At 64.1% G+C, this 16,330-nt stretch carries 18 protein-coding genes; 14 read left to right on the forward strand and 4 right to left on the reverse strand.

Going from position 1 to position 16,330, the window contains the following annotated elements:
• The first annotated feature begins 34 nt into the window (after window positions 1–34).
• Window positions 35–1,219, forward strand: coding sequence for an RNA-guided endonuclease InsQ/TnpB family protein (locus tag ABH924_RS16235; protein ID WP_404500396.1), 1,185 nt, complete (start codon window positions 35–37; stop codon window positions 1,217–1,219).
• 56 nt (window positions 1,220–1,275) lie between these two features.
• Here ABH924_RS16235 and ABH924_RS16240 read toward each other — a convergent pair whose 3' ends face one another.
• From ABH924_RS16240 to ABH924_RS16255, 4 genes are all read right to left on the reverse strand, one after another.
• The gene (locus ABH924_RS16240) at window positions 1,276–1,833 is read right to left on the reverse strand and encodes a hypothetical protein (protein WP_404500398.1); all 558 of its coding nucleotides are present in this window, start codon (window positions 1,831–1,833) and stop codon (window positions 1,276–1,278) included.
• Window positions 1,830–2,129 (reverse strand): hypothetical protein, encoded by a 300-nt coding sequence (locus ABH924_RS16245; protein WP_404500400.1) that lies wholly within the window; start codon window positions 2,127–2,129, stop codon window positions 1,830–1,832. The genes ABH924_RS16240 and ABH924_RS16245 overlap by 4 nt, the downstream gene beginning before the upstream one ends.
• A 12-nt stretch (window positions 2,130–2,141) precedes the next feature.
• Entirely contained in the window at window positions 2,142–3,134 is a 993-nt protein-coding gene (locus ABH924_RS16250) for a conjugal transfer protein (RefSeq protein WP_404500402.1), read from the reverse strand.
• Window positions 3,135–3,336: 202 nt separating this feature from the next.
• Window positions 3,337–3,561: a hypothetical protein gene (locus ABH924_RS16255; RefSeq protein WP_404500404.1), complete on the reverse strand. Its 225-nt coding sequence runs from the start codon at window positions 3,559–3,561 to the stop codon at window positions 3,337–3,339.
• 257 nt (window positions 3,562–3,818) lie between these two features.
• On the opposite strand from ABH924_RS16255, the gene ABH924_RS16260 reads away from it, so the two are divergent.
• The 13 genes from ABH924_RS16260 to ABH924_RS16320 all read left to right on the forward strand — a co-directional run bounded on the left by ABH924_RS16260 (window position 3,819) and on the right by ABH924_RS16320 (window position 16,325).
• A complete protein-coding gene (locus ABH924_RS16260) occupies window positions 3,819–4,574 on the forward strand; it encodes a hypothetical protein (protein ID WP_404500406.1) in 756 nt (251 codons plus the stop codon).
• Window positions 4,575–5,239: 665 nt separating this feature from the next.
• Window positions 5,240–6,130, forward strand: coding sequence for a ParA family protein (locus ABH924_RS16265; RefSeq protein WP_404500408.1), 891 nt, complete (start codon window positions 5,240–5,242; stop codon window positions 6,128–6,130).
• Window position 6,131: 1 nt separating this feature from the next.
• Window positions 6,132–6,728, forward strand: coding sequence for a hypothetical protein (locus ABH924_RS16270; protein WP_404500410.1), 597 nt, complete (start codon window positions 6,132–6,134; stop codon window positions 6,726–6,728).
• Between the two features lie 13 nt (window positions 6,729–6,741).
• Window positions 6,742–7,446 carry an SAF domain-containing protein gene (locus tag ABH924_RS16275; protein WP_404500412.1) on the forward strand — a complete coding sequence of 235 codons (705 nt, stop codon included), beginning with the start codon at window positions 6,742–6,744 and terminating at the stop codon, window positions 7,444–7,446.
• Complete coding sequence (locus ABH924_RS16280; RefSeq protein ID WP_404500414.1) at window positions 7,446–8,249, forward strand: hypothetical protein; 804 nt, start codon at window positions 7,446–7,448, stop codon at window positions 8,247–8,249. Before ABH924_RS16275 ends, ABH924_RS16280 begins: the two co-directional genes overlap by 1 nt.
• Window positions 8,246–9,907 carry a CpaF family protein gene (locus ABH924_RS16285; protein ID WP_404500416.1) on the forward strand — a complete coding sequence of 554 codons (1,662 nt, stop codon included), beginning with the start codon at window positions 8,246–8,248 and terminating at the stop codon, window positions 9,905–9,907. Before ABH924_RS16280 ends, ABH924_RS16285 begins: the two co-directional genes overlap by 4 nt.
• Window positions 9,904–10,773 (forward strand): type II secretion system F family protein, encoded by an 870-nt coding sequence (locus tag ABH924_RS16290; protein ID WP_404500418.1) that lies wholly within the window; start codon window positions 9,904–9,906, stop codon window positions 10,771–10,773. Before ABH924_RS16285 ends, ABH924_RS16290 begins: the two co-directional genes overlap by 4 nt.
• Before the next feature lie 4 nt (window positions 10,774–10,777).
• A complete protein-coding gene (locus ABH924_RS16295) occupies window positions 10,778–11,656 on the forward strand; it encodes a TadC protein (RefSeq protein WP_404500420.1) in 879 nt (292 codons plus the stop codon).
• Between the two features lie 70 nt (window positions 11,657–11,726).
• Window positions 11,727–11,957, forward strand: a complete 231-nt coding sequence (locus ABH924_RS16300) for a hypothetical protein (RefSeq protein WP_404500422.1) — start codon at window positions 11,727–11,729, stop codon at window positions 11,955–11,957.
• 4 nt (window positions 11,958–11,961) lie between these two features.
• The gene (locus tag ABH924_RS16305; RefSeq protein WP_404500424.1) at window positions 11,962–12,354 is read left to right on the forward strand and encodes a TadE/TadG family type IV pilus assembly protein; all 393 of its coding nucleotides are present in this window, start codon (window positions 11,962–11,964) and stop codon (window positions 12,352–12,354) included.
• Window positions 12,351–12,797, forward strand: coding sequence for a pilus assembly protein (locus ABH924_RS16310; protein ID WP_404500426.1), 447 nt, complete (start codon window positions 12,351–12,353; stop codon window positions 12,795–12,797). Before ABH924_RS16305 ends, ABH924_RS16310 begins: the two co-directional genes overlap by 4 nt.
• Window positions 12,797–13,210: a pilus assembly protein TadG-related protein gene (locus tag ABH924_RS16315; RefSeq protein ID WP_404500428.1), complete on the forward strand. Its 414-nt coding sequence runs from the start codon at window positions 12,797–12,799 to the stop codon at window positions 13,208–13,210. The genes ABH924_RS16310 and ABH924_RS16315 overlap by 1 nt, the downstream gene beginning before the upstream one ends.
• A gap of 16 nt (window positions 13,211–13,226) precedes the next feature.
• Window positions 13,227–16,325, forward strand: coding sequence for a LysM peptidoglycan-binding domain-containing protein (locus ABH924_RS16320; RefSeq protein ID WP_404500430.1), 3,099 nt, complete (start codon window positions 13,227–13,229; stop codon window positions 16,323–16,325).
• Window positions 16,326–16,330: the final 5 nt, after the last annotated feature.

Raw genomic sequence — 16,330 nt, forward strand, 5'->3', positions numbered from 1 at the left:
GGTTTTGTCGGTGGGTGGTGGTTTGCTGGGTGTTATGTCGAGGTTCCGGTTGCTTCCGAGCAGTGGGCAGGAGAGTGCTTTGCTTTCTCACTGTGCGCATGCGCGTCTGGTGTGGAATCTGGCAGTTGAGCAGCACGCGCATTGGCGTGCGGGTCGCAAGGGTGCTCCTGGGTTTGTTTCCCAGGCGCGTCAGTTGACGGAGGCTCGGGCTGAATTTGGTTGGTTGCGTGCTGGGGCGCAGATGGTGCAGCAGCAGGCGTTGCGGGACTTCTCTCAAGCGACGGCGAATTTCTTCGCGGGAACGCACGGGCGTCCGTCCTGGCGTAAGCAGGGCCGGAATGAAGGTTTCCGGATCGTTGCAGTGAAGGCCGGGCATGTCCGCCGGCTCAATCGGGGCACGGGTGAGGTCTGGATTCCGAAGGTTGGGTGGGTCCGTTTCAAGTGGTCCCGGCAGGTGCCTGCGGTTGTGTCCTACCGGGTGACCCGGGACCGGGCAGGCCGTTGGCATATCGCGTTCGCAGCAGAACCGGCCGAGATTCCCGCGCCCGGGAACGGGGCGGTGGTCGGTGTCGACCGGGGTGTGAAAGTATCCGCTGCACTCTCTACCGGAGAGCTTCTCTCCTGTCCCGGGCTGCGGGTGAAGGAGGCTGAGCGGTTGCGTCGTTTGCAGCGCCGTCTGGCCGCCGCTAAGCGGGGATCCAACAGGCGCGTCCGAGTGAAGAACCAGATCGCCCGGTTGAAGGCCCGTGAAGCGGACCGCCGCAAGGACTGGGTGGAAAAGACCAGCACCATGCTTGCCCGGCGCTTTGATGTGATCCGCGTCGAGGACCTGAACATCAGGGCCATGACCCGTTCGGCCCGCGGAACCCTTGAGGCACCAGGCCGCAACGTTGCCCAGAAAGCCGGGCTGAACCGGGGCATCCTCGCCAACGGATGGGGCCAGCTGGCAACGAGGCTCGATGACAAAGCCCCGGGCCGGGTGGAGAGAATTCCGGCCCCTTACACGTCCCAGACGTGCTCGGTGTGCAGGTTCGTGGATCGGGAGGCGCGCGAGAGCCAAGCCGTCTTCCGCTGCCGGTCCTGCGGACACACCCAGCACGCGGACATCAACGCAGCCAGAAACATTGCCGCCGGACGGGCGGTCACAGCACGCGGAGACCTCAGCATTAGCCGGTCCAAGAAACGTGAACCTCAACCTACTCGCCTCCTTTCGGCGTAAACGGGGTTGGAATCCCAGGACTATAGTCCGGGGAGGACGTCAAGAGGAGGGCTTCCTTAACCATTGGAGTTGATGCGAGCCAGCAAATTCTGGAACGGGGTAGCGGGATCGGGCAGCTGAACAAGGCTTCGTCCCGGGTCCACCGCCGGTGAAACCTCCGGTTCCGGTGCCGGATCAACGTCTGGGGCAGGGTCCGCGGACGCTCGATATTCCGGCGTCTGGTCCGTCATCATCAGAGACTTGGCCTGGTGCGGTTTCCTCAGGGAGAAGACCTCACCTGCGACCTTTCCTTTGGCCGGGGCAACGGTAGCGGCAAACGCGTCGTTGATGACCCACAGCGGGTTGCGTTTGGTGTGGGGCAGTTTCCCGGCGATCCACGCGATTCCCCATGCGGATCCGAGGACGATGGCGATGTCGAAGAGGCCCAGGCCTGTAGAGATGAGATGGGATTGCATCAGGGTGAGTCCAAGGCCGAGTACGGCAACGGCGATCACGACTTGGGTGATGCTGTATGGGCCGCCGGGCAGGCGGGTGCCGTTCAGTTCACCGATGAGGGTCTTGATCCGTCTGGCCGCCGTGTAGAAGCTGGCCACCATGGGCTCACCCTGACTCATACTGGACCGTCCTGGACTGTCTGGTCCTGGTGAAGGTAGGTGATGCCGGCGGCGAATTCCCCACCGATTCGTGCTTTGAAGAAGTTGACGCCTGAGACGCCTCCCCACGCGATGAGTGCGGCGATGACCAGTGCCTTGAGGACGCCGCCGAGGGTGTGGTTTTTGACGACCATGACGATGAAGACGCCGAGGGCGATGGCTGCGACGATAAGGTAGCCGACGATCATGGCCGCGTTGATTTTGGTGGTGATGAGATCGATGATGCTTTCCGCCGGGACGGATGTTGGTGCGTACATGGTGTTACTCCCTTATTGCCTGGTTGGTTTGGGGGTGGGGGCGGGGGTTGCTGATTTTATGGCCACTTGCGGGGCAGGGTCGAGGCTGGTGATTTCCCAACGGCCGGCGCGGGCGGTCAGGGTGAGCGCGTAGGTGTTGATTTGTCCGCTCGCGGCGCCCGGAGCTTTGAGCTCGATCGTGGCGAGTATCCGGACGGCGTCTTTGTCGGCCGGTCTTTCAGGCGGTGCGGCATCGGCCCGAAGGTCTTTCAGCGTCACTGTGGCCGGCAGGGCAGGGGTCACGGGGCTGAGCGGTGATCCGGGAGTGATGAACCGGGCGAGATCATTCGTGCCCGTCAGGTAGGCGGCGAAGAATCCGTTGAGGGTCTCCCCTACCGGGGATGCCGTTGTCAGTTGTGCCGGATATGCCAGGGTTACCGGTTCCTGGGCCGGTGAGGGGCCGGCCACCAGGGCCGGGAACCCTGCTGGTGACAGGCGTGTCCCGTCGGATGAAACGGTGATCGGTATCTGCCAGTAGCGGCGCGGCCACGATGACACCGTTTTGTCTTCGACCGTGCGGTCTTCTTTGACGCTGGCCGAGACCGTCACCGAGAACAGCGAACTACCGGCATCGACGGAGGAAACCACCGCCGGATCCCGGTAGATTGTCGGGTCTTTCGGCAACGTATAGGTGCTCAAACCTGTCAGCGCGTCGAAGGCCTGGTGGTTTTGCTGGGTGGCGTTGAGGTAGGTGGTCAGGTAGGTCAGTGCCGCTTCTCCTGCCTTAGTGGCAGTAACGGGGTTGGTGGTGTCCGTGGGCGTGTTTTTGGGCTGGGGCGCGGTGAGGACCAACGCCATGGCGGCCACACCGCTCAAGAGTGACGCGACAAACAGGATGAGTAGAGCACCGAGGGCAACACGGGTTGCGAAAGCGGTGGGGCCGGTCTCGGCATGGGCCTTCGTGCCTGCGGCCTTGGGTTTGGTGGGCAGTTTGGTGGGCAGTTTGGTGGGCAGTTTGATTTGCATGCTCAGGCTCCCGTGTGGACGTGTGTGGTGGCTGCCATTAGGGCCTCGGGCCGGTCTGCTTCTGTAACTGTTTCTCCGGTGAGGGTTTGCGCAAACTGGCTTTGAAAGGATTCGTCGTGAAAGCCCAGCGATCTAAACCCCGGCACCGGAGCCGGCGGGAGGTCTCCCTTGTCTTCTCCGGTGGTCTTCCTGCAGATCCGGATCATCGCGGACTCCCGTGGTCTTCGAGCCGTTGCCAGGCCTGCTGGCCGGCCCGGAAATCGCCGCTGAGAAAGGCTGCAAGTTCGCCGCGGCGGGCCTCCGAGAAAGGCTCGTCCGAAAGGGCAACCGTCAGCGCATCGAACCGTCGCTGTGCGCAGAAGACGGTTGCAGAGTCGCACAGCTCGCTAGTGTCTTCATTGAAATCCGCGGTGTCGAGGTCTTCCATCGGGGTCCTCCGTCAGGGGTATTTGGCTTCCTGACCTTTGGGAGTAGGGCCAGGCAAGGGGATCAGGAAAGCCTTCCCGAAAAAACTTGGGCAAGGGCCGCATTGCCCATCGGACCCGCGCGAACCCGGGAGTTTTAGACTCTTGCCCTCTCCCGCAGCGGTATGGGCCGGGCCCCGGCTGGCCGTTGCCGGCCTCCTCCCGGGCAAGCACCAGCCGATGGTCTGGTCCTCAGAACCCCCGATCTGAGGAGACCGCCATGTCGACCACAGCTTCCGATATCCCCACAACCCGCCGCCGGCTCACTCTGGAGTGGAGCATCGCCCTGGGCAGCGCACCCGCCGGCCCCGATGCCTGGCGCTCCGATGAGTGCCTGAAGCACCACTCCCCCGCCGATCTGCCGACTACCTACAACACCCTCAGCGTGACCGAGCGAAACACCGTCCTCGCCGCTCTGCTCCGTCTTGCCCGGACTGAACTGTTCTGCGAACTCGCTGTCTTTGTCCTGATGCATCAGCGCATCGCCTGGCGGGTCTCCAGTGCCCGTATCCTCCAAGGCACCGACAACTTCACCCGGGACGCGATAGTCCTCACCGCCATGCACAGCGCCATCCAGTACCGCTCCCCCGGTTCGGAAAACAAGATCTTCTCCTCGCTGGCACTGAACACCCTCCATGAGCTCAACCGGTTGAGCCGCTCCGAGCGCGCTGCCATGGACGAAATCCCGTCGGACGACCAAGCCCTCGCTGCCCTCGCTTCAGGGGCTCAGACGAACGCACCGAGCCCCTCAGAGGAACTTGTGGAGCTCCTGGCCTGGGCAGCCGACACCCAGGCATTGACCTCCTACCATGTAGGGCTGCTCGCCCGCCTGCACCTGGGCGGCAGGACCCTCCAGGCTGTCGCCGACGAGGACGGGGTCAGCATCCGCACCATCGCAAATCACACGACGCGAGCACGCCAGGACCTCAAGCTGGCAGTTCAGAATCACATCCAGGCATGGGGACGCTGGTCCTGAACGCTCCCCCTCACTTACTCGGCCAATCCCAACCCCTCCTTGCCCGCGAGGATCCCTTTCCACCGGCGCCCGTGACGCGTCCAAGGCCGGGAGGTTCCACTCACACCACCTGCCACCGGCCACCGTGGGATACCCCACGGTTCCTTCGGTCATCGCCTGGCAATTACCGCTCTACTAACGCCTGTCCCCATTACGTAACAACATGCATGCAACCTAGGGCTTTCACACGTCTTACCTAGGCCAATACTTGTTGTCAAAATTATTGTTTCTTTTAGTGTCAATTTACGGCTACATGCCATGAATACTTATGTCTTAGGTGCAGAAATACATCTTTCCTGCCGCCTGTCTGCGGCACGACATTCCTTAGTGTTAACCACGTAGATACCTACTGATCTACATGTGGTTGATTTATTTCTTGCATAGGGTTACCCTAGGAGCGACTACTGGTGCACTCGTGTCAGTAGTGGGGGTCAACAGGGGTAATACAAGGGAGAAACCATGAGTCTGATTACAGGCCCGGGCGGAATCGGGGTCGTCACTTCCAATGGCGGCAGGTTCGCGGGCAGTCTCACTGAAAATCACGCTACGGAACTAATCACCACTGCAACCGGCCTCACGGCTGGAGTGGCAGACACAACTGACATGCGTCTTGCGGGGGAGGACCGATGAGCCTCGACGAAGACCGCATCATTGCCGTCGCAAACAACAAGGGCGGCGTCCTCAAAACAAGTGTGACCGCGAACGTCGCAACCATCCTGGCCATGTTCGGACTCAAGGTCCTGGTAGTGGACCTTGACCCGAACGGCCACATCGGCCTGGACCTCGGCTTCCGGGACAAAGGACTGGGGGACGACGGCGCCAGCATCCTCAATGCCATCGTCACAGGCGCACCCCTCCAACCGATCATCAACGTCCGCCCGAACCTGGACGTCGTCCCCGGCGGCAAAGAGGTGAAGAAGGTTCCCTCGTACCTCGCCTCCCTTTCACACATGAGCGTCGGTGGTGACAGCGGCAGGGGAGTGCTCCGCAAGGCACTGGCAGAGATCGCCCCCCGGTACGACTTTGTCCTCCTCGATACCCCCCCGGGTGACTCGCTCCTGCAACAGGAGATTTATCTCGCCTGCAGGTGGCTGCTCTTCGTCACCAAGTCAGACCGCGGATCCCTGGAAGGACTGAACGACGCTGCCCAACTGATCGCAGCCGTCATTCACCTGAACCCGTACATCGAGATCCTCGGCGCCGTCGTCACCGACGTCGACGGCAACGCAACGGCCATCAAGGACGAAGCACGTCAGTGGCTCCAGGCCCTCCTCGGCGACGCCGCACCTGCCTTCACGACAGTCATCCGCCACGTCCAAAAAGCGGCCAACACCATGCGCGACAAGGGACGTACCGCCATCGAGGTTTCCCGCCTGGCGCAATACGGCGAAGAGGAAGGCCGCGAGCACCAGGCGCTGGACAAGCTGTATCTGGAGTACCTCGCCGTCGCCGAAGAACTTGTCCGCAGATTCGAACAGCTCGCCGTCGAGGCCCGGACCCAGGAAGCGGTGAGCTGAGATGGCCGCACCCAAAAACCTGCCCGCCCAGAACCCCGTGTTCCAGAGGATGAAACGCCCGAACCGGGTCGAGGAACCCCCGACACCCGGGACGAAGCCGGAGACCGTATCCGCCCCCGCGGGGGAGAGCCCCCCGCAACAGGTCCCTGCACAGGTGACCCAACTGGTCCCCGGCGGTATGTCCCCGGCAAGGGAAGACACCGCGGAGGAACACTCCAGCGCCAAGCCCACGGCACCGAAGACCCTGACCGTGTTCTTCACCGATCAGACCCGGAGCAAATTCCGCGCCAAGGCCAAACGTCTACGCCTTACCCGTCCTGTTGCGCTCATGACCGCCATCGAGGACAGCTACCCGGAACTGCCGCGGCTCCTCGGCGGCGTCCATCCGGAGCGAAAGGTGCAGCTGTTCCAAATGCCCGCATCCAGCCGCCGTGACGCTGAAGATCAGCTGCGGGACGCCTCGGAATCAATGAAACTCATCCAATCGAACCTCGACGTTCTCGACACCCTCAAGGACGATCTGGGGGCCAAAAGCCGCAATGACCTGATCAACGTCGCCGTGGAGCACTGGGTACGGGACGAACCCGCCACCAACTAGGAGGACTTATCCAATGACCATCACCGAGAGGCTACGGGGGACGGCCCCCTCGAGGGAACCGCGGGACAAGAAGAAACCGGCGGGGGATCAGCACCCCCCGGTCAAACGCCGCGTCCGGACGATCTGGCTGATCGCCGGGGCCCTGCTGGTGGTCATTGGTGCCAGCGCCACCTTCAACCTGGTCAACAGTGCCGGCAGCACCGTCTCGGTGTTGGTTACCTCCGCGGACATCAAAGCAGGGCAGAAGCTCTCCGGAGCGTCCGGACTGCAGGTAACCAACATCGAAATTGCTGCAGGCCAGCAAACTGACGCATACCGCGCAGACCAAGCCAAGGACCTTGCAGACAAAGTCGCAGCGACCGACCTGCCGCAAGGTTCCCTCATCACCCCCCGGAGCATCACCGGTTCCCTGACACCTGCCACCGGGGAGAGCATCGTCGGGGTCTCGTTGAAGCCGGAACACACGCCGGCGCGGCCATTTGCAGCCGGCGACGCGGTACGGATCATCGATTCCGGTGCCAACGCCCAGGGAACCAACACGACCCGTGGCCAGGACATTCCCGGCAAGGTCCTGGCCGTCCGCACCGATCCCACCACCCAGTCGACCATCGTCGACATCGTGGTCAAGGAAGGGATCGCCTCAGAGGCCGCCGCACGGGCTGCCCGCGGTGTCGCCGTGCTCGTCGTTGACTCACCGACCGGCGGGAAGGGCAACTGATGCTCGTCGCCGCGCTTTCCCTCAGTGACGCTCCCGGGTGCACAACCGCGGCGATCGCCCTGGCGCAGCAGTGGCCGCGCCCGGTCATCCTCGTGGAAGCCGACACCAGCCACGCAAGCTCAGTCCTGCCCGGCCTCTTCAAAGGCGAACAACCCCAGAGATTCGGGGTACTCGACCTCGCGGCCCTGCACCGGAACGGCGAGCTGACCGAGGAAGCCGTCCTTACCCATGCACTCCGGCTGGGAGGGGACTCCGAACACCGGATCATCCCGGGGTTCACCGGCCCCGGGCCCGCCCAAAGCGCCGCATCTTCCTGGGGAGCACTCACGGACCTCTTTGTCAGGCTCGAAGAAGCCGGCGTCGATGTCCTGGCCGATCTGGGAAGGTTCGGTCCTTCCGATCCTCGGACGGCGCTGCTCACCAGAGCAGACACGGTTGCGGTGTTCGCCGCCGCAGACCTGCCAGGCCTCTACAGCATGCGCACACGCCTTCCCGAGTTGCGGGAAGCCCTCAGCACCGGCTCGGACGCGGCAAGGCTGGGTGTTGTTCTTCGGCAGCATCCGGCAGCGATCCAGGGCTACTCAGCCAGGGAAGTCCGGTCTGCGCTCAACACCACGACCTGGGGCACGATCCCCTGGGACCCCGCCGGGGCGGCCGCATACAGCCACGGAACACAGAAGGCAGCCCGGCCGCTGTCACGCCGCCAGTACGAGCGGTCGATCGCTGCCCTGGGCACAACCATCCGTGAAGCAGTCGCCACACGGCGCAGTGAGCTCGGATCCATCGAAGGGAGCAACGCGTGAACAACTCTCCGTCCGCAGACCCGCTCAATCTGGCCGGGCTTCCGCTGTTCTCACCGGATGCCCTCGAAGATGACCAGGCGGTCGTCCGCAACCGTCACTTCCTCACTGCCGCCGGAGGGGATGTCCCCTCGCCGGCGGCACCCCCGCGGGAGGCTGCCAGGGGACGCCGGCAGGCAACGGTCCTCGAACCACCACGAACCACCTGGAAGCATTCCCCCCGCGAGCAATACCTGGCCTACCTGTCCGAGCAGAAGCGTCGACAGGATATGCGCTGGACGCGGTTGAACTGGGACCACGTGGCGCTCATCCAGTCGCTGGTGGCCGACAAACTCTCAGGAGCCACTCCCGAGGCCGGTATGTCCCGGCTGATCACGGAGGACAGCGCATCCATCCTCGACGCTGCGGGGCGGGCGGAACTCGAGCAGCGGGGGAGGGCCTTGATCTCCAAGGAAGTCGCAGACCAGACCCGCGCCCAGTTCAATGCCGGAACTGCTGACTGGGACGACGAGTACCAGGAACTGCTCAGGGAAGGTGTCTTCATCTCCCAGTTCCGGCTTGGACGGCTGCAATTGCTGCTGGACCGCCAGGGCGTGGAAGACATCATCATCAACGGCCCGGCCAACATCTGGCTGCGCCGCACGGACGGCACTCTCGAGCGGATTGACGATGCCTTGGCTGATTCCAACGGGGAACTTGAGAGGATGCTGCAGCGGTACGGGCAGGCCAACACGAACGGGGCACGCACGATTTCATCCTCGTCCCCGATGATGAACATGACCCTGCCCGGAGGTGAGCGTCTGGCTGCGGTCATGCCGCCGCTCGACAAGAATGTCTCGATCACCATCCGCAAGCACAACCTGATCGATATCGACATGGAAACCCTTCGGGAGGCCGGGACCACGACCGAGGCAATCAATGCTTTTCTCACAGCGGCCAACAAGGCCGGGCTGAACATCACCATCGCAGGGCTGCCGGCGGCCGGCAAAACCACATTTCTCCGGGCGCTGTGCAACGTACTGCCCCCTGATGAGCCCATCGCCACCATTGAAGACGTCCGCGAACTGCACCTGGACCTGATGGACAACCGGCACTATCTTGTCCTGCCCTGGCAATCCGTCGAGGGTGCCGGGGCCTTCCGGATCGACGGCACCCGGCAGGGGGACATCGGTCTGGCTGATCTCGTGTACCAGTCGCTGCGTCACTCGGTGCGCCGCATCCTCGTCGGGGAGGTCCGGTCCAAGGAGATCCTGCCCATGTTCGAAGCATCCCGCGCAGGCACCGGCTCGCTCTCCACCATCCACGCCGAAGGAGCCGACTCCACGATCCACCGCATGGCCAAGCTCTACATGAAAGCCCAGCCCGGCACCGATCCGGCCATCGCCTACGAGGAAGTCGGAGACAACCTCGACATCGTCGTGTACGTGGTGAACCGGTATGACCCCGCCACCGGCAAACGCCGCCGTATCGTAGCCGAAATCAGCGAAGTCACCATGGGCGAAAAAGAAGGACGCCGCTGGCCGGTTCACAAGAAAATCTTCGCCGCAGGAGCGACATACCAGGCGACTCCCACCGGCCTGCATCTCTCAGACCGGAACGCCGAACGACTCCTCGAACACGGCTTCAACCAGCACGAATGGCTCCGGGGAGGACCGCTATGACCGCCTTCCTCGCCTCCCTGGCAGCAGGTATTGCCCTGATCGGCATCATCGTCCTCATACTGGCCTTCCAGCCTGCCCCTGACCGGCCTGCCCGGCCCGCCCCTGCCCGGGTGCTCCGGCTCAGGGCCTGGTACAAAGGGATGTCCCGGAACCAGCGGGTCATGCTGGCCGCCAGTATCGTCCTGGGGCTCTACACCGGCATGAGCAGCGGCGCAAGGATCCTCATCGTGGCCGTCCCCGCTTTGGCGATCTTCGCCTACTGGCTCTTCGCCAAGTCCCCCGATGCGGCGATCATCCCCCGCCTGGACGCCCTGCAGGTCTGGGCGCGCAGCCTGAGCGGACTCACCACCACAGGCCAGGACCTGGAGAACGCGATCCGCTTCTCGCTCACCTCGGCACCTCCGCAGATCGAACCCCATGTGCGGCTGCTTGTTGCTCGACTGAACGCCGGCTGGGACACCCAATCCGCTCTCCAACGCTTCGCTGACGACCTCGACGACCCCACCGCGGACATGCTTGTGGCCTACCTGAAGCTGACCGCGGAGCAACGCACAGGTTCCCTCGCCGAGTCCCTGGAGGCACTTGCCGACGCGGTCAGTGAGGACATCAAAGCACGCCGCGAAGTCGAGGCAGACCGGGAGACCCCCCGCCACGCTGCACGCCTGATCTCATTCGTTGCCACCGGCGCGATCATCCTCCTGTTCCTGAATTCCTCATACATGTCCGCCTACTCGGACCCGGCCATGCAGCTGCTGCTGGTCGTGTTCATCTTCACGTTCGTCATGGGGATCTGGCTCATGCGCCGCATGGGCCAGTCCCGCCAGCCGGTGAGGATCCTCAAGGCCACCGACGAGAGAAAGGGCTAGGACCATGTGGACAACGGCAATCCTCGCCGGAGCGGTCATCGGTGCGGGTCTGGCGCTGGTACTCAGGGAATTCCTGCCCAGCACTCCCAAACTCCAGGCCGCCTTCGACAGGCTCGGAGCGGCCGCAGCCGACGAAACGATCACTGCGGACCGGCCAGGAAGGCACGCCGAGTTCGGTGCCTGGATCGAACGCCGGATCGGGTTCGCCGGCTTCATGCGGGCCCCCGACAAGGACCTCTCCGTCCTCGGTCTTTCACTGCACGCCCACCTGGCACGGAAAGGAATCTACGCCGCGGCCGTCCTGGCGGCCTTCACCATAGTAGGGGTCGGCAACCTGGTCCAAGGCCAGTTCTCCACCTCGATCGTCATGGTCCTGCCCCTGGCCTTCGGTGCGTGGCTCCTGCCCGACATACTGGTCCGATCAAAAGCGACCTCAGCCCGCGAAGACTTCCGCCGGGCGATCGGAACCTACGCCGAGCTGGTCGCCATGGAAGGCTACGCCGGACGGCACGTCTCAGAAGCCCTGCTCACCGCCGCGGGCGTCGGCCGCTCATGGGTGTTCGTGCGGATCCGCCAGGAACTCAACCGTGCCCAGCTCTCCGGCCAACAAAGCTGGGACGGCCTGAAACGGCTGGCCGACTCGATCACCGTTCCCGAACTCGCGGAGATCGCCGACATCATGCGTCTAGCCGGAGAACAGGAAGTCACCATCTACGCCACCCTCAAAGCACGGGGAAAAGCCCTCAGAGTGGCCCAGCTGACCGATCAGAAAACCGGCGCCAACAGAAAAAGCACCAACATGACCTGGCCGTTGCTTCTCATGGGCGGTTCGTTCCTGGCAATCCTCATCACCCCGGCCGTCTCAAGGCTTTTTTCGATGTGACTTTCCAATATCGGCTCTGAGGCCCTACTCCTAGCAAGTACCATATAATCCACTGAATTGGGGAAGTGAAATGAACGCATTACTGGCAACTCTTGCAGCAACGATCACCACGGCCGTGAGGTCTCTCGCGGAGCGACTCGTCGAACTCCACAGAAAGCGCTACGGGCGCACCGGGGAGGCAGGCCTGGAAGTCCTCGAATGGATCATCCTCGCCGCTCTCGTGGTGATTCTCATTGTGACGGTCTTCGGCCCGCAGCTGACAGCTCTCGTCACCGGCTGGTTCAACAAGATCCCCAAATAGGCCGATGCGCCCGACGAAGGATCCACGCCGGGAAGCCGGCACCACGATAGTGGAGGCGGTGTTCACCGTCACCGCGACCTTCGCCGTGTTCCTGGGCATCTTCCAATACTGCCTCTACGCGCACGCCCAGGGCCTGGCCCACCAGGCCGCCGTCACTGCCGTATCGGAGACCAGGCGCCAGGGCGGAACCCCGGAGGCCGGGCAGGCGGCAGGGGCCGGGTTCCTGGACTCATCGACCTCCCTGCTGCGTGGCGCGAACATCAGCACCGGAAGGACCGCGACGACGGCCACCGCCACAGTGACCGGAACCGTGTGGTCCTTCCTCCCATGGCAACCAGGAGGCCTGCTCGTCCGCGAAGAAGTCACCGCGCCCGTCGAACGGTGGGTGCCGCGATGAAGAACCCAGCAAAGCTCCGGAGAAACGAAACAGGGGAGCGCGGCTCGGAAACGGTCGGCACCGTGGTCATCGCAACGTTCTGGGTCCTGCTCATCTGCGGAGTCATCGCCGCGATCCGCTGGACGGACACCACCTCAAACGTCGAACAGGTCGCCCAGGCAGCTGCGCGCGACGCATCCCTCCAACGGGACCAGATCTCAGGAATCGCCACGGCCAACCAATCGGTCCAGGTCTGGGCCGCCGCCCAGAAACTCCAGTGCACCTCCCTGCGATCCATCGTGGACAGCTCCGGATTCCAAAGCCCCCTTGGATCAACAGGATTCGTGAAAGTCACCGTCTCCTGCGACGTTTCCTTCTCCGACCTGTTCCTCCCCGGCATGCCCGGATCCAGGACCGTGACCAAGACAGCGTCCAGCGCCATCGACGCCTACCGGGAGAGATAATGAAACGCCTGAGAGCACGAAGCCTGAGCGCCCGCGAAAACGGCAACTCCGTCCTGGTGACACTACTGCTGACCACAGCTGCCCTGTTTGCCGTTTTCCTCGTCGTCGACGGCCGCCAGGTTATCAACGCCCAGGAAAGAGCCCACCATCTCGCCGGGGAAGCAGCCCGCATCGGTGCCGACCAGATAGACGCGGGCACCGTAACGGGCCAGGGAGCTGCCGTCGACCCCTCCCGTGCATACCGGGCAGCCCAGACCTACCTCGCCGCCGAAGGCGCCACCGGGACCCTGACCGTTGCCGGGAACCGCGTTACCGTCACCACCACCATCTCCGCACCAACCACCCTCTACCCAGGACCCGTCACCGTACAAGGCACCGCCTCTGCTTCCCCGGAGCAGAGGGTCGGCGGCTAAGAAGGGACATACCATCATGCGCATACTCAAAGGCCTCCTCGCACTCCTGGCCGTCATCGCGATCGTCGTCGTCGTGCCGGCCCTGCTTCTCCAGTCCTCCGGCGGCATCCTCGCCGGTCTGTCCTCCCTCGGCGACACCATCCGGTACGGGCTTCCCGACTTCGGCGGCCGGATCCTCGCCGGGACCCTCCTTCCCCTCATCGGGTGGGTGCTATGGGCCAGCCTCATCTGGAGCCTGGCCCTGGAAACCCTGGCACTTATCCGCCAAAAGCCCGTCGGCAGGATCCCCGCCATCGGCATCCAACGCCAGCTCGCCGCGGTGCTCATCGGCTCCATCATCACCATGGTCGGAGCCGGCACCATGGCCACCACCGCCATGGCCGCCCCGTCGTCATCCCCGACGACTGCCGCGCCCACCACGATCTCCGCAAGCCTCCACGCCGGCACCACTGCGACAACTACGGCGGTAGAGGCGGCCGACGACGTTGCCGCCCAACAAAAAGCCACCACGGCGCCGGGCGTGACCGTCAAGCCAGGCGACACTCTCTGGGGCCTGGCCGAAACCCATCTGGGGGACGGTGCCCGCTGGGGCGAAATCCTCACCCTGAACCTGGGCTCCCCGCAACCCGATGGTATGTCCCTCTCCGCTGACGGACACATCCAACCAGGCTGGAAACTCCAGCTCCCGGAGGCACCAAAAGCGGTCAGCGGCCACATGGTCACCGTGGCAGAAGGAGACACCCTCTCCAGCATCGCGGCCACCCACCTGGGGGACGCCGAACGCTGGCCGGAGATCTTCGCCGCCAACCAGGGAACCACACAGGCCGACGGCGGCCACCTCGCCGACCCCTCCCTGATCCGGACAGGCTGGCAGCTCACAATCCCTGGCACCGCGGCTTCGCCCGTGCCTCCACCGGCTTCAGCACCTGCACCCGCACCAGTCCAAGGAGCCCCTGCAGTCGCGGAAGCAGCCCCTGCCGCGCCGGTCATGCCGTCCTCCGCAGAAGCCCCCACGGCGGTACCCGCGCAGCCTGCACCTGAGACACCATCGGCATCGGCTGACCCCAGCTTCACCACCACAGCAACGCCGGCTCCGTCCGCGGCCGCGGATCAGCCGGCGCCAGCAGCAACATCATCAGCATCAGCAGAAGCTGCCCCTTCCCCGGCCCCGTCTTCAGCGGCGGCCGAGGAACAAGCGCCTGCCGAGGAGCAGAACCTTCTCGCCACCAGCGGCGGGATCCTGGGTGTGCTGGCTGCTGGTCTTCTGGGAGTCCTCGCCGTCAAACGGTTCCGTCAGGCCCGGGGCCGTAAGCGGGGCGAGACTATCCCCGTACCCGCCGCCGAGGAATTCGTCACCGAGCAGGAGCTCGTCGCCGTCGTCGGAGACACCGATCCCCGCCAAGGCGTCGACAAAGCCCTGAGATGGCTTGCGTCCTGGGCAGCCCAGACCGAACGCAAGCTCCCCAGCCTGTTTGCCGCCCGCCTGACCGATGCTTCCCTTGAGCTCTACCTCAACGAAACATCAGAGCTGCCGGCACCGTTCGTCTCCATCGCCCCGGACAACACCGCCTGGAAAGTCTCACTCGAGGAAGTCCCCGAGGTCATCGCCCCGCACTCAGCACCATTCCCCGCCCTGGTGACCCTTGGCAGGGACCGCAACGGCGGGCTGCTGCTCTCCGATCTGGAGTCCATCGCTGCGATGACCATCAGCGGCCCGTCTGAACTGGCCAGGGGAGCGATGATGGCCATGGCCGTGGAATTGGCCGTCAGCCCCTGGGCCGATGACCTGCAGGTGACCATGATCGGCTGCGACCAGGACCTCCCCGACGTCATGGACACCGGGCGGATCCGGCACCTCGACACCCTGGAAGACCTGATCGAAGACCTCGAAGGGAGGGCACGTCAGCTCGACAAGCTCCTGGCCGCGATCGGCGCCGCTGATCTCGCCGAAGCCCGGTCCAGGGGGACATACTCCGATAACTGGATACCGGAAGTGGTCATCCTTGCCCAGGAACCAGGCGAAGAGACCCGTGCACGGCTCGCCCGCCTCATCGAGCAAGTGCCCCGGGTCGGCATAGCGTCCGTATCAAGTTCCGCCATCCATGGACCATGGGACCTGCAGCTGACCGACAAGGACAACGCGGTACTGGCCCCCGACGGGATACGGCTCGTTCCCCAACTCATCTCCGATGAGGAATACCGGCACCTGATCGGGGTCATGCGCACCGCTGACCTGCCGCCGGTCCCCGTCGAACAGGTGATCCCGGCCGTGCCGGATGACATCTCCACCCTCGCCCCGGTTCCAGGCAACCAGGAGCCCGGGCCTGAGGACGATGAAGACCCGTTGGCTGCGTTCAACAAGGACGCCCCGGTCCTGGATGTGCTGGGCCCGGTGAAACTGCTCAACGCGGCAGGCCTGCGGCCCACCACCGCCTCGGGGGGAGGCTCGCACCTGGGCCGCTCATACGAGATCCTCACCTACCTGGCATTCCACCCCCACGTGGGATACGAGGATTTCCACAAGGCCATGTGGCCAGGAACCAACCCCGAAGACGGACTGCAGACGCGTAATTCCGCCTGCTCACGTGCACGCCGCCTGATCGGGAAGAAAAACCCGGACACCGAATGGTTCCCCTACGTGCTCCCCAGTGTGGGTATCTACGGACTCCACCCGGAAGTCCTCACGACCTGGCACCACTGGAAAGCCCTGGTCACCGACCACCCCGAGAAAGTCTCCACGAAACGCCTGACACAAGCCATGAAACTGGTGCGCGGCGAGCCTTTGCCCGCGGCCGGCCGGGGCTTGGGCTGGGCCTTGGTGCTCCGGGGAGAAATGACCGTGGCGATCGCCGATGCGGCCACCATTCTCTGGGAGCGTGCCTTCGGAACCGGTGACTTCGCCACGGCGGCGCTGGCCGCCGATGCCGGCATCAGGGCCGAGCCGTTCAACGAGGACCTTCACCGGAAAGCACTTCGCGTGGCCGCAGTGACCGGGGACCGGGAACGGGCAGCCGAACTCATGAATACGTTCCAAGGACGCCTGACGAAAAAAGATGAGGAAGCCGCGCCCGAGCCCGAAACCATGGAACTCATGGCCGCAATGGACCTGACCTGAGGACG

It is taken from the genome of Arthrobacter sp. GAS37, assembly GCF_044908325.1.
In the GTDB taxonomy this organism is placed as follows: domain Bacteria; phylum Actinomycetota; class Actinomycetes; order Actinomycetales; family Micrococcaceae; genus Arthrobacter; species Arthrobacter ramosus.

Coding starts and splice junctions, on each gene's coding strand:
- ABH924_RS16310 (WP_404500426.1), top strand. CDS start 12,351: ATGAAGAACCCAGCAAAGCTCCGGAGAAACGAAACAGGGGAGCGCGGC.
- ABH924_RS16270 (WP_404500410.1), top strand. CDS start 6,132: ATGGCCGCACCCAAAAACCTGCCCGCCCAGAACCCCGTGTTCCAGAGG.
- ABH924_RS16240 (WP_404500398.1), bottom strand. CDS start 1,833: ATGAGTCAGGGTGAGCCCATGGTGGCCAGCTTCTACACGGCGGCCAGA.
- ABH924_RS16275 (WP_404500412.1), top strand. CDS start 6,742: ATGACCATCACCGAGAGGCTACGGGGGACGGCCCCCTCGAGGGAACCG.
- ABH924_RS16235 (WP_404500396.1), top strand. CDS start 35: ATGTCGAGGTTCCGGTTGCTTCCGAGCAGTGGGCAGGAGAGTGCTTTG.
- ABH924_RS16315 (WP_404500428.1), top strand. CDS start 12,797: ATGAAACGCCTGAGAGCACGAAGCCTGAGCGCCCGCGAAAACGGCAAC.
- ABH924_RS16320 (WP_404500430.1), top strand. CDS start 13,227: ATGCGCATACTCAAAGGCCTCCTCGCACTCCTGGCCGTCATCGCGATC.
- ABH924_RS16280 (WP_404500414.1), top strand. CDS start 7,446: ATGCTCGTCGCCGCGCTTTCCCTCAGTGACGCTCCCGGGTGCACAACC.
- ABH924_RS16290 (WP_404500418.1), top strand. CDS start 9,904: ATGACCGCCTTCCTCGCCTCCCTGGCAGCAGGTATTGCCCTGATCGGC.
- ABH924_RS16255 (WP_404500404.1), bottom strand. CDS start 3,561: ATGGAAGACCTCGACACCGCGGATTTCAATGAAGACACTAGCGAGCTG.
- ABH924_RS16300 (WP_404500422.1), top strand. CDS start 11,727: ATGAACGCATTACTGGCAACTCTTGCAGCAACGATCACCACGGCCGTG.
- ABH924_RS16295 (WP_404500420.1), top strand. CDS start 10,778: ATGTGGACAACGGCAATCCTCGCCGGAGCGGTCATCGGTGCGGGTCTG.
- ABH924_RS16265 (WP_404500408.1), top strand. CDS start 5,240: ATGAGCCTCGACGAAGACCGCATCATTGCCGTCGCAAACAACAAGGGC.
- ABH924_RS16245 (WP_404500400.1), bottom strand. CDS start 2,129: ATGTACGCACCAACATCCGTCCCGGCGGAAAGCATCATCGATCTCATC.
- ABH924_RS16260 (WP_404500406.1), top strand. CDS start 3,819: ATGTCGACCACAGCTTCCGATATCCCCACAACCCGCCGCCGGCTCACT.
- ABH924_RS16250 (WP_404500402.1), bottom strand. CDS start 3,134: ATGCAAATCAAACTGCCCACCAAACTGCCCACCAAACTGCCCACCAAA.
- ABH924_RS16305 (WP_404500424.1), top strand. CDS start 11,962: ATGCGCCCGACGAAGGATCCACGCCGGGAAGCCGGCACCACGATAGTG.